The organism is Streptomyces sp. AMJ-169 (assembly GCF_055597585.1).
Window position 1 is genome coordinate 530,649 of record NZ_JBVLTJ010000004.1, and the last position, 13,303, is coordinate 543,951.

Annotated in this window: 11 protein-coding genes; 3 read left to right on the forward strand and 8 right to left on the reverse strand. The window is 72.8% G+C overall.

From position 1 onward, the window contains the following. The first annotated feature begins 140 nt into the window (after nt 1-140). On the forward strand, nt 141-1,202 hold the full coding sequence (locus ACYUD3_RS12950) for a DMT family transporter (protein ID WP_470968277.1): 1,062 nt from the start codon (nt 141-143) through the stop codon (nt 1,200-1,202). Here ACYUD3_RS12950 and ACYUD3_RS12955 read toward each other — a convergent pair. The 5 genes from ACYUD3_RS12955 to ACYUD3_RS12975 form a co-directional block, all read right to left on the reverse strand. After that, nucleotides 1,192-2,304: a transglycosylase family protein gene (locus tag ACYUD3_RS12955; RefSeq protein ID WP_470968279.1), complete on the reverse strand. Its 1,113-nt coding sequence runs from the start codon at nt 2,302-2,304 to the stop codon at nt 1,192-1,194. The genes ACYUD3_RS12950 and ACYUD3_RS12955 overlap by 11 nt on opposite strands. A gap of 123 nt (nt 2,305-2,427) precedes the next feature. Next, nucleotides 2,428-3,888 (reverse strand): FAD-binding protein, encoded by a 1,461-nt coding sequence (locus ACYUD3_RS12960; RefSeq protein WP_470968281.1) that lies wholly within the window; start codon nt 3,886-3,888, stop codon nt 2,428-2,430. Between the two features lie 109 nt (nt 3,889-3,997). Further along, the gene (locus ACYUD3_RS12965) at nt 3,998-4,627 is read right to left on the reverse strand and encodes an aspartate/glutamate racemase family protein (RefSeq protein ID WP_470968284.1); all 630 of its coding nucleotides are present in this window, start codon (nt 4,625-4,627) and stop codon (nt 3,998-4,000) included. 716 nt (nt 4,628-5,343) lie between these two features. Next, entirely contained in the window at nt 5,344-5,772 is a 429-nt protein-coding gene (locus ACYUD3_RS12970; RefSeq protein ID WP_470968286.1) for a GNAT family N-acetyltransferase, read from the reverse strand. Nucleotides 5,773-6,368: 596 nt separating this feature from the next. Further along, nucleotides 6,369-8,144 carry an AfsA-related hotdog domain-containing protein gene (locus tag ACYUD3_RS12975; RefSeq protein ID WP_470968289.1) on the reverse strand — a complete coding sequence of 592 codons (1,776 nt, stop codon included), beginning with the start codon at nt 8,142-8,144 and terminating at the stop codon, nt 6,369-6,371. A 114-nt stretch (nt 8,145-8,258) separates the two neighbouring features. On the opposite strand from ACYUD3_RS12975, the gene ACYUD3_RS12980 reads away from it, so the two are divergent. Next, on the forward strand, nt 8,259-8,969 hold the full coding sequence (locus ACYUD3_RS12980; protein ID WP_470968291.1) for a ScbR family autoregulator-binding transcription factor: 711 nt from the start codon (nt 8,259-8,261) through the stop codon (nt 8,967-8,969). Between the two features lie 6 nt (nt 8,970-8,975). Here the strand turns inward: ACYUD3_RS12980 and ACYUD3_RS12985 are convergent, their stop codons facing one another. From ACYUD3_RS12985 to ACYUD3_RS12995, 3 genes are all read right to left on the reverse strand, one after another. Beyond that, on the reverse strand, nt 8,976-9,866 hold the full coding sequence (locus ACYUD3_RS12985; protein ID WP_470968294.1) for a GDSL-type esterase/lipase family protein: 891 nt from the start codon (nt 9,864-9,866) through the stop codon (nt 8,976-8,978). 299 nt (nt 9,867-10,165) lie between these two features. Beyond that, nucleotides 10,166-10,651 carry a GNAT family N-acetyltransferase gene (locus ACYUD3_RS12990; RefSeq protein WP_470968296.1) on the reverse strand — a complete coding sequence of 162 codons (486 nt, stop codon included), beginning with the start codon at nt 10,649-10,651 and terminating at the stop codon, nt 10,166-10,168. After that, nucleotides 10,648-11,541: an acyl-ACP desaturase gene (locus tag ACYUD3_RS12995; RefSeq protein ID WP_470968299.1), complete on the reverse strand. Its 894-nt coding sequence runs from the start codon at nt 11,539-11,541 to the stop codon at nt 10,648-10,650. Before ACYUD3_RS12995 ends, ACYUD3_RS12990 begins: the two co-directional genes overlap by 4 nt. 336 nt (nt 11,542-11,877) lie before the next feature. On the opposite strand from ACYUD3_RS12995, the gene ACYUD3_RS13000 reads away from it, so the two are divergent. Next, nucleotides 11,878-13,275 (forward strand): aminotransferase class V-fold PLP-dependent enzyme, encoded by a 1,398-nt coding sequence (locus ACYUD3_RS13000; protein WP_470968301.1) that lies wholly within the window; start codon nt 11,878-11,880, stop codon nt 13,273-13,275. Nucleotides 13,276-13,303 lie beyond the last annotated feature (28 nt).

A 13,303-nucleotide genomic window follows, 5' to 3' on the forward strand; every position in this document is an offset into this window, starting at 1 on the left:
GTACTCCAACGGCAGTAGGACGCAATGAGTGCTCAGGTACGACGACAGGAACAGACCGGGCGGGGCATCGTGTTGAACATGGAAGCCGACCGTTCGCCGCGCCGGGCCCCGCGCCCCGGCCCCGCGCAGAGGAGCAGCTCATGAGTGCCCTCGCGTTGTCCGTGGTCCTGTCACTGGTGTCCGCCGTCGCCTACGCGGGCGGCGCGATCGTGCAGGAACGCGTGGCGGACTCCGCGACGGCCGGGCAGTACGCGCCGCTGCGCCGCCCCGGCTGGTGGGCGGCGGTCGCGCTGAACGGCCTGGGCGGCGTCCTGCACGTCCTGGCGCTCGCCTACGGCCCGCTGAGCCTCGTCCAGCCGCTGGGCGCGCTCACCATCGTCTTCGCGCTCCCCATGGCCGCGTTCTTCGTGGGCCGCCGGGCCGGGGCGACCGCGTGGCGCGGCGCGCTGATGGCGACGGTCGGTCTCGCGGGGCTGCTGGCCCTGGTCGGCGCCTCCGACTCGCTGTCCCTGAACGGTCCGCAGCGGGTCGCGGTCGCGGTGGTCACCGCCGGCGCCGTCGCCTCCCTGATGATCGCCGCGCGGGCCGTGCACCGGCACCCGGCCGTGCGCAGCGTCCTGCTGGCCACGGCGTCCGGCATCGCGTTCGGCATGTCCTCGGTGTTCACCAAGACCGTCGCCGTCGACTGGGACAGCGGCAGTGTCTCCGCCTCCGACCTGCCGACCCTGGCCCTGATAGGCGTCCTCGCCACGGCCGGCCTGCTGCTGTCCCAGGCCTCCTACCGGGGCGCCGGCCTCGCGGCCCCGCTGGCGACGCTGACGGTGGTCAACCCGGTGATAGCGGCGGCCGTGGGCATCACGATGTTCGGCGAGTCCTTCCGCTACGGCACGACGGGCACCCTGCTCGCCCTGGGCTGCGGGGTCGTCGCGGCGGGCGGCCTGATCCTGCTGACGACCGAGCGCATGACCCACGAGGGAGCGGCCCCCGAGCCCGCTCCCGAGGAGCCCGCGCCGGCCGTCCCCGCCCAGCAGCCGGCCGTCGTCGTGGTCCGCGCGGAGGTCCCGGAGCCGTCCGCCCGCCCGGAAGGCCCCGCGTACGGCGAGGCGACCTACTACGGGCCCTTCTACGGGGGCGTGGACCGCCCGGTGCCGCCGGTGGACCGGCACCGGGCGCAGGCGAAGCGGGCCCCGGTCAGATCGTGAGGCCGTGGGCCCGCAGATAGGCGAGCGGGTCGACGTCCGTACCGAAGTCCGGCCCGGTCCGCACCTCGAAGTGCAGGTGCGGGCCCGTGCTGTTCCCCGTCGACCCCGAGCGGCCGATGCGCTGCCCGGCGGTCACGGACTGCCCGTCGCGCACGGAGATCGCCGACAGGTGCCCGTACTGCGTGTAGTGGCCGTCCGCGTGCCGGACGACGACCTGGTAGCCGAAGGAGCCGCCCCACCCGGCCGCGACGACCTCGCCCGCGGCGACCGACTTGACGGCGGTGCCGGTGGGGACGGGGAAGTCGACGCCCGTGTGGTAGCCCTTCGACCAGGACGAGCCGGTGGCGTGGTACTTGGTGCCGACGGCGGCGGAGGCGACGGGGGCGACGAGCGCGGTGCGGGTCTCTTTTTTAGGCGCCGCTTTGGGTTTCGCCGGGGCTTTAGCGGTGGCCGCGCCGCTCAGGCTGAGCCGCTGGCCCGGCAGGATCAGGTCGGGGTCGGCGCCGATGGCCTTGCGGTTCGCCGTGTACAGGCCCCGCCAGCCGCCCTTGACGGCGCGGTCCTCGGCGATGCCGGAGAGGGTGTCGCCGTGGACGACGGTGTACATCTCGGTGCGGCCGGCGCGGGACTGGGGGGTGGTGTGGGCCTGGACGTCTTTGGCGGTGGCCTTCTTGGGGGCGGCCTTTTTCGTACGGCCTTCTGGGTTGATGACCGGATCAACGCCCCCCTTGGTGAGCCCGGCCTTCTTGGAGCAGACGGGCCACGCCCCGGGCCCCTGTCCGTCGAGCACCTTCTCCGCGACGGCGATCTGCTGGTCCTTGCTGGCCAGATCCGCGCGTCCGGCGTACCGCAGGCCCCCGTACGCCTCCCAGGTGGACTGGGTGAACTGGAGCCCGCCGTAATAGCCGTTGCTGGTGTTGATGCTCCAGTTGTTCGTGGACTCGCAGGCGGCGACCTTGTTCCAGGTGTGGACGTCGGCCGCGTGCGCGGTGGACGCGCCGATCAGCGGGAGCGCCATCCCGGCACTGCCTGCGGTGACGGTGAGCGAGGCGCGGTTGATCCGGGTCGGCTGGTACCGGCGGTGCCGGCCGCGTACGGCCATGGAGCGGTCCCCCCCTGGGCAGGCGGTCAGGAGGGCACAAGCTAGAGGGAGGGAACCGGCCAGGACAAGACCCCGAACCAGCCGAGCCGGTTCCCGCCACGCGCTAGGTCAACTCACCGCGTTTCAGCCGAAGACGCCCTGCCCGGGTACGAGGACGCCCCGGGGGTCGTACGTCTTCCTGGCCGCCTCCAGCTGGGGCCAGGCGGCGCCGAAGTGGGCGCGCCAGTCGGCCGGGGTGAGCGGGATGGAGCCGACCGGGTAGTGGGTGCCGCCGGCCGCCACGACCTTGTCGTAGGCCGCGCGGTTGGCCGCCACGAGCCGGTCGACGGTGGCCTTGTCGTCCGGCGGGGTCGCGCCGAGGACCGCGAAGAGGTACGGGACCGGGTCGTCCGGCATGCGCAGCATCGGGGCGTGCAGGCGGGCGCGGCTGAGGGGGTACAGCAGGATGAGGCCGGGGCCGACGTCGGCGGTGCTGACGGTGTCCAGGATCGCCCGCGTCACCTCGGCGGTCCGCGCGCCCGGGACCAGCAGGTTCAGCCAGGGGTGCGCGTAGCCCCACAGCCCGGCCTTCTTCAGCTCCTCGGCGACGGGCCCGACCCGGTTGACGAAGTCGAAGTACGCAGGAGTGCTGCGCTGGACCCCGCCCTGGTCGTACCGCAGCCCGGCCAGCAGCACGGCTTCGGGTACGCCGTCGTCGTAGGCGACCGCCTCCAGGACGTACGACGTCCAGGCACCGCTCTTGTCGGCGGTGACCTGGCCCTCGACGTAGGCGAAGCGGCGCTTCTCGATCAGGGTGCGCTGGTCGGCGAGGAAGGTCCGCTGGTCGGTGTAGGGCAGGAGGTAGTGGCGGACGGTGGCCGGGGCGGGGACCAGGCGGATGGTCGCCTCGACGATGACGGCGACCTGGCCGAGGCCGGCGAGGACGGCGTGGAAGAGGTCCGCGCGGCTGGCCGGGGAACAGCGCAGGAGTTCGCCGGCGCCGGTGACGACCTGGAGTTCGAGGACGTTGTCGACCTGCGCGCCGTGCTGGTGGGTCTGTCCGCCGATACCGCCGACGGTGAGGGTGCCGCCGACGGACAGCTCGATGTAGTCGGTGAACACCGGTGGGGTCAGGCCGTGTTCGAGGGTCGAGCGCAGGACGTCGCTCCATTTGGCGCCGGGGCCGACGGTGAGGGTGGTGGTTGCGGGGGCGGGGGCTGCGGGGGTGCCGATGCGGTTGAGCGTGCCGGTGTCGATGACGAGCCCGTCCGTCACCTGGCCCTGTCCGAAAGTGGCGTGTCCCTGTCCGCGCGGGGCGACGTCGATGCCGTGGGTGTTGCAGTAGCGGATCATCTTGACGACGTCGTCGAGCGAGCCGGGGCGCAGGACGGCGGCCGGGGTGCGGTGCACGATGTGCCCGTAGTCGTCGGCCGCCGCCGCGCGGGACGCGGAGTCGGTGAGCAACGTGCCGTCGAGCGGCGGGACTTGGGGCAGCGTGGCGTCTGCGGTCGTCGCCCAGGCGCGGGTGAGGGGGTCGAAAGCGACGACTGCGCCGCCGGCCGCCAGTCCTTGCAGGACGGTGCGCCGGGAAGGTGTGGGGGTCATGGTCCTCGTCCGGTCCGGCCTTCCGGCGGTCACATACCCGCCTGAAAGGTGGTCAGCTGGTGAACTTCGGCCATCCTAAGGCGAGTTCCGGCCCATGATGCTTGTGGTTTCACACACGTTTCATGGCGGCGGCGAGGCCCAGGCGGGGGCTGGAGAGGACGGGGACGGCGGTTCTGACGTACCGCTGCGCCGGGGCCATGGAGGCCTGGGCGAGGACGATCACGTCGGCCCCCTCGACTCCGCCGGCGGCCTCGGCGATCCGGCGGGCGTAGGCGTCGAGGTCACCCGCCTCGAAGAGGGGCCAGGCGTCTTCGAGGAGGAGGGTACGGACGGCGACGGACCGCCCTTCACCTTCCTCCCGGATCAACTCGACGGTCGGGGCGAGCGTGCTTTCGACGGCCGCGAGCACGACGATCCGCTCGCCTGCGGCTACGGCTGCGGCGGCCATGGGGCGGTCTACGCGCAGCACGGGCACGGCGAGGTTCGCGCCTTCACGTTCGGCTACCGCGCCGATGGTCGAGCAGGTGCAGAGGATCGCGGTCGCGTTGGCGGCGAGGGTTTTGAGGGTTGCGCGGAGGGCGGGGGCGATTGATTCGGGGCCGGTTTCGCGGGCTTGGGTGAGGAGGGTTTCGGCTACGTGGTGGTGGAGGGGGTGGTGGGGGTGGTGTTCGGCTTGGAGGGTGTTGAAGAGGGGGATGTGGGTGGGGGAGGTGTGGAGGAGGGTTAGGGATTGGGGCATGGGGGGCCTTTGGGAGGGGGGCTTTGGGTTTTTTTGGGGGGGGCTTCATGGGAGGGGGCGCTGTGTGGGAGGGGGGGTGCTTTGGGGAGTGGGGGGCTTGCGGGAGTTGAGGGGCGGTCAGCGGGAAGGGCGGTGTCTTGCGGGGGCGGTGGTGCTTGAGGGGAGCGGGGGTGCGGTGTTCGGCGGGGAGGGGGATGGCGTTCGGCAGGAGCTGCGGCGCCTCGCGGGAGGGGCCGCGTTCTGTGGTAAGGGCGGCGGCTTGTGGGAGGGGGAGGCCAGCATGCTGTGAGTGGTGATGTTTTGCGCGAGTAGGGGGCCTTGCGAGGCGGCGGGAAGGGCTGGTCGGCGGGAGCGGCGGTGGGAAAGGGGGCTCGGCGGGAGGGGCGGTGCCTCGCGGAAGTGGTGCCGCGCTGGGGGAACGGCGGTGCCTCGCGGGGGGGGCAATGCCATGCGGGAGGGGGGACGCCTTTGCAGGGGGCGGCGATGGGAAGGGGGCGGCAGGAGCGGCGGTGCGGTGCGGGAGTGGTGATGTTTTGTGGGAGCGGGGGCGTCTTTGCAGAGGGCGGTGACGGGAAAGGCCATTCGGCGGGAGGGGCGGCGCCCTGCGGGGGCGGGGGCGGTGATGCTCTGTTGCGGGAGCGGTGACGCCTCGCGGGAGCGGCGGCGGTGGGAAGGGGCGTTCGGCGCAGGCAGGGACGTTCAGTCGGCGGGGCCGTTCAGAATCGGCCGGGGTGTTCCGTCAGCCATGTCTTCGCCGCCTTCAGGAGTTCCGGGTCGGCCGCCGGGGCCTGTTCCGGGTGGCGGGCGGACCAGCGGGTGACGTAGGGGCAGAGGGAGGCGACCGGGGTGTGCTCGCGGGACGCCATTACATACAGTTCGGCGGCCAGGGAGCCGGCGATGCCCTGGCCCTCGTGGGCCGGTTCGACGATCGTGTGGACGGGGACCAGGGCTTGGGTGGGGGGTGCCAGGGGGGTCGGGTGTTCAGGGGTCTCCGGAATCTCCGGGTGCTCCGGGTGCTCCGGGGTGTCCAGGCGCTCCGGGGTCTCCAAGACGAAGTACTCGATGTGGCCGACCAGTTCGCCGGTGGCGTCGAACGCCTCCAGGCGGCCCGCCGCGCGGTCGTCGCGGATCTCGATGTCGGTCATGGCACGCTCCTGTGTCCAGCGCTCGCATCCAGTGCTCGCGGTCGGCGCGACCGAGCGTAGCTGATGGAGATCGCGGGGGTTTGGGGTGCGGTGGGGGGTGAGATGCGGGGGCGGGGCGGGGCGGTTCGGGGTGCGGCATGGCGTGAGGTGCGGGGCGGTTCGGGGTGCAGCATGGCGTGAGGTGCGGGGCGCGCGGGGTGTGGCCCGAGGTGTTGGGTTGCAGCGCGGTGCGGTGCGAGGTGGAGGGCACGGCACGCTGGAGGGGCACGGCGCGAGACAAAGCGCGGGGTGCAGCGCGTGGGGTGCAGCCCGAGGCGCTGGGTTGCGGCCGATGCGGTGCGAGGTGCAGGGCACGGCACGATGCAGAGCGCGAGGTGCAGCCGGAGACGCTGAGTTGCAAGGCGGTGCGGTGCGAGGTGCAAGGTACGACGCGATACAGAGCGCGAGGGGGTGCCACGCGAGGCGCAGGGTGCCGCGCGAGGCTCGGGGTGCGAGGCGAGACGGTCCGTTGTAAGGACCGACCCTCCATGGTGCACGCCCCTTACCGGCCCACCTCGCCACCGAGCCCCCGCTACCGACCCACCCCGCTCACCAACTCACCCTCCGCTCAGCCTCAACTCCCCCTCCGCCGTCACCACCCCGTTCTGAACGATCTCGAACCTCCAACCCCCGTCCACCCGTTCACACCTCACCCGCGCACGCGGCGCCCACTCCGTAAACCTGACCGCCCGCATCCGACACTCCACAAGCCGACCACCCCCACCGCCAATGCCGCCACCTGCTCCGGCCCCGGCTCCGACCTCTGTCTCAGTTCCGCCCTCAGCTCCGACCACACCCCCAGCTCCGCCCCTGGCCCCGACCCCTGCCCCGGCTCCGACCCCTGTCTCAGCTCCGACCTCAGCCCCAGCTTTGGTCCCACCCCCGGCCCCTGTCTTGCCTCCGAGTCCGCCCTCGGCTCCGGCTTTAGTCCCGCCCCCGGCTCCGGTCCCTCTCCCCGCCCCGGCCCTGGTCCCGCCCCCGGCCCCTGTTCCTGTCTCGCCTCCGACTCCGCCTTCAGCTTCGGCTTTAGTCCCGGCTCCGCACCCGGCCCCAGCCCCTGTCCCAGCCCCTGTCCCTGTCGCGCCCTCGCCCCCGGGTCCGCCCCCAGTCCAGGCGCCAGCCCCATTCACAGCTCCGCCCCTGCCCTTAGCTCCGGCCCGGGTCCCTGTCTCGCCTCCACTCCCAGCTCCGACCACACCCCCAGCTCCGCCCCAGGCCCCGACCCCTCCCCCAGCTCCACCCCCGGCTCCAGCCCCAGCCCCAATCCCACCCCAGACTCCGCCCCCCGTCCCAGCCCCAGCTTCACCCTCGCCCCCACCCCCAGCCCCGCCCCCACCCGCCACCAAACACACCGCCTGCCGAGCCGCCTCCAACAGCACCATCCCCGGCACATGGTCGCTGGGATGATCGAAGAACAAGGGATGCGCAAGGTCGGCAGGATCGATGCACAACCCCCCATCCGGATCCCAGGCCAGCAAGACACCCCCCGCCGCCCCCACCCCCACCTCCGCAGGCGTCGGCCGCGGAGCGGGCGAGGAGATCGACGGCGCCTGCCTCCGCCGCGCCCCCAGGCACTCGTACTGCCTCGGAGTCAGCGCCCGCAGCCGTCCGGCCACTTGGCCGAAGGGGATGCCCTGGGACGACAGGACGACGTCCAGGTTCAGGGCGACCGGCCAGTCGACGCCGGGGACATGCCGCAAGCCGGACATCTCGACCGCGCAGAGGACATCCGCCGACCCTGACGCGATCCGGGGTTCGGCCGCCGGGTCGAGGCGGAAGCCGACCGTCTGGAGGAGGTAACGGGTGTCCTCAGGGCAGCCCAGGAAGAGACCGGGGATCAGCAGACCAAGCTGCCGGATCGTTTCCGCAGCGAAGATCGGGTCAGGGCGACCCCAGGGATCGGGGCGGAAGGAGGAGTGCCGCAACGGCCATTGGGCGGCGGCGAGGAAGCGGTCAGGGGCGACCCGGACGGCGTCGGTGAGAAGGACCTCCGAGACCGAGCTGCGATGGACGAGGGTACGCGGAAGGGTGCGCTCCCAGCTCAAGGAGGCCCCGCCCACGCCCAGGGAGGCCCCGCCCCCGCTCAGGGAGGTCCCGCCACCGCTCAGGGAGGCCCCATCCCCACTCAGGGATGCCCCATCCACGCCCAGAGAAGTCCCGCCCATACCCAGAGACACCCCTCCCACGCCCACAGACGCCCCGTCCACACCCAGAGACGCCCCACCCGCCCCCAGGGACACCCCACCCACACCCAAAGAGACCCCGCCCCCACCCGCCGCCACCCCATCGCCCTCGACAGCGGCACAGGACCGGAACTCCAGAGATTCATTCATAAAATAATGAGAACAGCAATTCCCCGTGTCGGCGGTGACATTTCTTTTCCGGAGCGGGTAAATCACCTGAAAAGCCGAAGGGCTTCCCGTCAATCATCAGCCGGAGGACGACGGATGCAGGAACGCGCCGAGACGACCAGAAATGCCGTTCTCATCGCGGCAGCCCGGCTCTTCGAGGAGCGCGGTTACGCGGGCACGAGCATTTCCGACGTGGCCCGGGCCAGCGGATACACGAGCGGGGCTCTCTATTTCCATTTCGGCAGCAAAGAGGATCTCGCGCGCAGCCTCGTCGAGGCCCACTTCGCCCGCTGGCCGTCCCTCATCACCGGGTGTCTGCGCCGGGAGGGGGACGTCCTGGCGCGGCTGGTCGGGCTCAGTCTGGCGGTGGCGCGCGAGTTCCGGGACGATCCGGTCGTGCGGGCCGGGAACCGGCTGTGGCACGAGCGGCTGACGATCTCGGCGGAGTTGCCCCGGCCGTTCGCGGGGTGGATCTCCACGATCGCCGACGTCCTCGAACAGGCGCGCCGCGCGGGTGAGTTGCACGACGGTGTGAACGTACCGCGCGCCGCGCGGACGGTGATCTCCGCGTTCTTCGGCACCCATACGGTGTCCGACGCGCTGTGCGACCGGCAGGACATCGAGGACCGGGTGCTCGACATGTGGCGGCTGGTCCTGCCGGCCCTCCAGGCGCGCCCCGACCCGGAGGGGTGCGTGCGGCGGGCGCTGCTGCTGCCGGTCGCGGCCGGGTGGCAGGAAGGGGGCCGGGCGGGCGAGGACGACGACGCGTGGGTGGCGTGGGCCGGTGCGGGCGACCCGGTGGGGTGAGCGTCGTCAGCGGCCCGAGCCGACCGGCACAGGACTCGCGGACGGCCTCCGCCGCCGGGCCGGCGGCAACACCAGCAACTGGAAGCCGCCTCCCGGACCGGCGGGCGCGGCATGGGAGTTCGCGGTACGGGCGACCTGGCGGGCGATCGTACGGAGGGAGCCGGTGCGGGGGCGGAGGCTCGTGTGACGGCCGGCGCAGCGCTCACACCGGCCCTCGCCATCCGTGCAAAGCCCGGAGCCACCCTCACAAAAACCGGCGTGCCGCTCACCCCCGGCGCCCACCACCCCCAGCTCCCCCAACCCCGCGAGCATCGCATGCATCAACCGCCCCGCATGCCGCTCATAACCGGCCGCGGACGGATGGAAGCGGTCGGCGGCGATCAGATGGGCGCTCTGGGTGCGGAAGTCGTCGTCGCGGAAAGAGACCACGCGGGCGCCGTGGCGCAGCGCGTGGCGGGCCTGGAGGCGGCCCAGGCGGCGGCAGCGCAGGGACAGCAGGCGGCCCAGGAGGCGCGGGAGGGCGGGGGAGCAGCCGGTGTCGGGGCTGACGGCCGCGACAACCGTCACGCCCCGCTCGGTCAGCCGCCGCGTGTGCCGGCCCAGCGCGCGGGCGGCCACGCCGACCGGCAGCGGCAGGAGGGTGTCGTTGGCGCCGGTCAGCAGCACCGCCAGATGGGGGCGCCGACGCAGCGCGCGGTCGACGCGGGCGGCCAGGGAACCGGTGGTCGCGCCGAACCTGGCGTGCACCTCCACCCGTACGGGCCGCCCGGTCTCGTCCGCGAGCCACTGAGCGAGAAGCGCCCCGGACGCCTGATGGGCGTGCCGGACACCGGCGCCGAGCGCGGTGGAGTCACCGATGACGGCCAGCCGGATCTCCTCCGAATCCGAAGAGGCCACCCCAACAGATCGAGCCTCCTCAAAAGAAGCCTCTCCGTAAGACGCCACCCCGACAGACCGCCCCTCCCCCGAGAGAACCGTTCCCTCACCTCGGCCCCCCGCACAAGCCGGATGCATCATCCCTGGGTCGTAGACACCGTCAACCCTATGGACAGCGCGCGGATCAAGATGCCGCAGCGGGCGAAGCACCACGCGCGCGTACCACGCGATCAAGGTGCGCTTGAGGGATCTGCTGGACGGTCTGGAGCGTCGGGACGGCATACCGGGACACCTTTCGGGCGTTCGGGGCGGAGTGTTCGTCATGGGGCCATGGCCGCGTCCAGGAGGGCCGAGTCCGAGACCAGGCGGACGGCCGGGGCGTTGCCCCCGGGATGGCGGGCGAGGCGCTGGATCATGCGGCGGGCGCGGACGTTGTCGGCGGAGACGTAGGCGACGACCGTGCGGACGCGCATGAAGTGGGCGTAGCCGTAGAGGCGGCGGGAGAGGATGCCGCCGAGGCCGTGGGACTGCCAGGAGTCCTCGACGAGGACGGCGAGTTCGGCGATATGGGGGGCGTGCTCATAGAGGAGGTGGCCGACGGCGACGACGCGGCCCGGGGCGGACGGCGAGGTGGCGACGAGGGTGCTGCCGGCGTCGGGGGCGCTCATCCGCTCCCAGGAGTCGCGGGTCAGCTGCCGCATCCCGGTGTGGTAGCGGCGCGCGCGGGTCAGCGCGGAGCAGCGGTCGTGCATGGCGCACACGGCGTCGTAGTCGGCCCAGTGTCCGGTGCGCACCGACAGGGTCACCGTGTGCCTCCTGTCGGCAGGGAGGGGCGTGCGGGGCTCGGGATCCGGCCTTCCGAGGGGTGGCGTACGGAGCTGAGGAGGGCGTCCAGGGCGTCGAGGTGGCGTACGGCGTCCTCGTCCAGGCCGGGGCGTTCGCGCAGGCTCCAGTGGGCGAGCAGCGGGTCGAGGACGTGTTCGGCGTGGCGGCGGGCGCTGTGGAGGTCGGGGGCGGCGGGGCGGGGGTGGGGGCCGGGCGGGTCGAGGGTGAGGGCCTCGCGGCAGACGGCGGTCACCGTGCGGGAGGGGTCGGTGTCCAGGGCCGCGTCGACGAGGTCGCGGTGCAGCAGCGCGTGGGCCTCCTTGTCGGCGGCGATGCGCTCCAGGAGGGCGGCGCAGCAGTCGGGGACCTGGGGTTCGCGGGCGGCGGTGCGCAGCAGGACGTGGGCCGCGCGGTCCTGGAGGGCGCGGTGGGCGAGGGTGCGGGCGAGGTCCCGCGCGGGTTCCTCGCGTACGGCGCACAGGGTGCGCATCCGGGTCGCCTCCAGGGTGTGCGGGTCGACCGCGCGGGTGGTGAGGAGGTAGTCCCTGAGGCTGACGGCGTGCCGGTGTTCCTCGGCGGTCCAGCGGTGCAGCCACAGCGCCCACGCGCCTTTGTCGCCGTAGGCGGCGGTGAGGGCGGCGTGTCTTCGGGGGAGGTTCTCGGCGACGGCCAGGAGGCGTTCCAGGGCGGCCTGGACGGCGAGGGGGAGGCGGGACTGACCGGGGTGCCAGGGGGAGGTGTCGAAGTCCCAGCCGAGGGACCAGGGGACGTGGTCGTGCGGCATCCAGTCGCGCTCCCGCGCGGCCGGCAGCCGTCGGTCCAGCAGGCGGGCGAGGCGCGGCTCAAGTTCCGCGCGCAGATCGATTGGCATGGCGAGTTCCCGATCGAATTTCGGTGAGTTTCCGGGCACGGAACGTCCATTCCGCCCGCAGGGTGGGTGAACCAGGACCATAATGGTCTCTATCGTTCACCGCCGTAGCGTGCCACGAATAGCAGGTCGGAGCCCGCCCGTCGGCTCCCGTCGGAGAGTTCCCGGCCGAATGTTCACCCGGAAGGGGCGAAATGCGGACCATGCGTTCTTGCGTCAAATCGAATGAATCGAAAGCTGCGCGAGGCTTTTTATCGGGCCCGCGCCTTAAGAACTCTTTATGAACCGAGTCAAGCGGCTCATGAACCAGCTCATGGCCCGGCGACGAAAGGAAGCGGCATGGGTACGGCAGCGCTCGTGACTCCGCCCGGTTGCGGCGTCGACGCTCTGCGGGCGGCGGAGTTCCCCTCGCTCGACGCGACGGGACACGCCTATCTCGACTTCACGGGGGCCGCGCTGCCCCCGCTCTCCCTGGTGCGCGCGAGCGCGGCGCGGCTCACCTCCGGCGTCTTCGGCAACCCGCACTCCCTGAACCCGGCCTCGCTGGCCTCGACCCGGCTGACGGAGGAGGCCAGAGCGGCGGTCCTGGCGTTCTGCGGGGCGCCCGCCGACCGGTACACGGTGATCTTCACGCCCAACGCGACGGCCGCGGTACGCCTGGTCGGCGAGTCCTTCCCGTTCGGCCCCGCAAGGCCGCTCGCGATGCTCTCGGACGACCACAACTCCGTTCTGGGCACCCGGCGTTGGGCGGCGCGGGCCGGGGCGCCGGTACGGGTGGTGCCGTCCGGCGCGGACTTCCGCACGGACCCGGCGGCGGTCACCGCCTGCCTCGGCAAAGGCGCGGGCCTGTTCGCGTACCCGGCGCAGTCCAACGCGACCGGCGTACGGCATCCGCTCGGCTGGGTCAGCGAGGCCCGGCGCAAGGGCTGGCGGGTGCTGCTGGACGCGGCGGCCTTTCTGCCGACGGCTCCGCTGGACCTGGCGGCGGTCCCGGCGGACTTCGTCGCCCTGTCCTGGTACAAGATCACCGGTTTCCCGGCCGGCGTGGGCTGCCTGGTCGCCCGTCTCGACGCCCTCGCCGAGCTGCGCCGCCCCTGGTTCGCGGGCGGCACCGTACGGGCGTCGTCCGCCCACACCGACTGGCACCTCCCGGCGCCCCCGCCCGAGGGCTTCGAGGACGGCACGCTGCCCTTCCTGTCGCTGCCCGACGTGACGGCGGCGACGGCCTGGCACGCCTCCGTCGGCTACGACGCCCTCCGCCACCACGTCGGCACCCTCACCGCCCGCCTCCTCACCGGCCTGACCTCCCTCACCCACCCCGGCGGCGAGCCGGCCGTCCGCGTCCTGGGCCCGGCCGGTCCGTACGACCGCGGCCCCACCGTCGCCTTCAACCTCCTGCGCCCCGACGGCACCCCGGCCGACGAACGCCTCTGCGGCCGGGCCGCGACCGCCGCGAACATCTCCGTGCGCACCGGCTGCTTCTGCAACCCCGGTGTCGCCGAGACCGCCAACGGGATGACCCCGGAGGTGGTCCGCGCGGCCCTGCTGCGGGGGACCCCGGAGGACGTCGGCTCCTATCTGGGGCTGCTGGACGTGTCCGCGCAAGGAGCGGTCCGCGCGTCGGTCGGGCTGCCGACGGACGCGCGGGACGTGGACCGGCTGCTGGAGGTGTGCGCGGATCTGGTGGCGGCGGGGGTGGACGACCGGGGGTTCGGGGAGCGGAGGGTGGGGTGCTGACCGCACACCCCAGGCCGCGCGCTCCCCC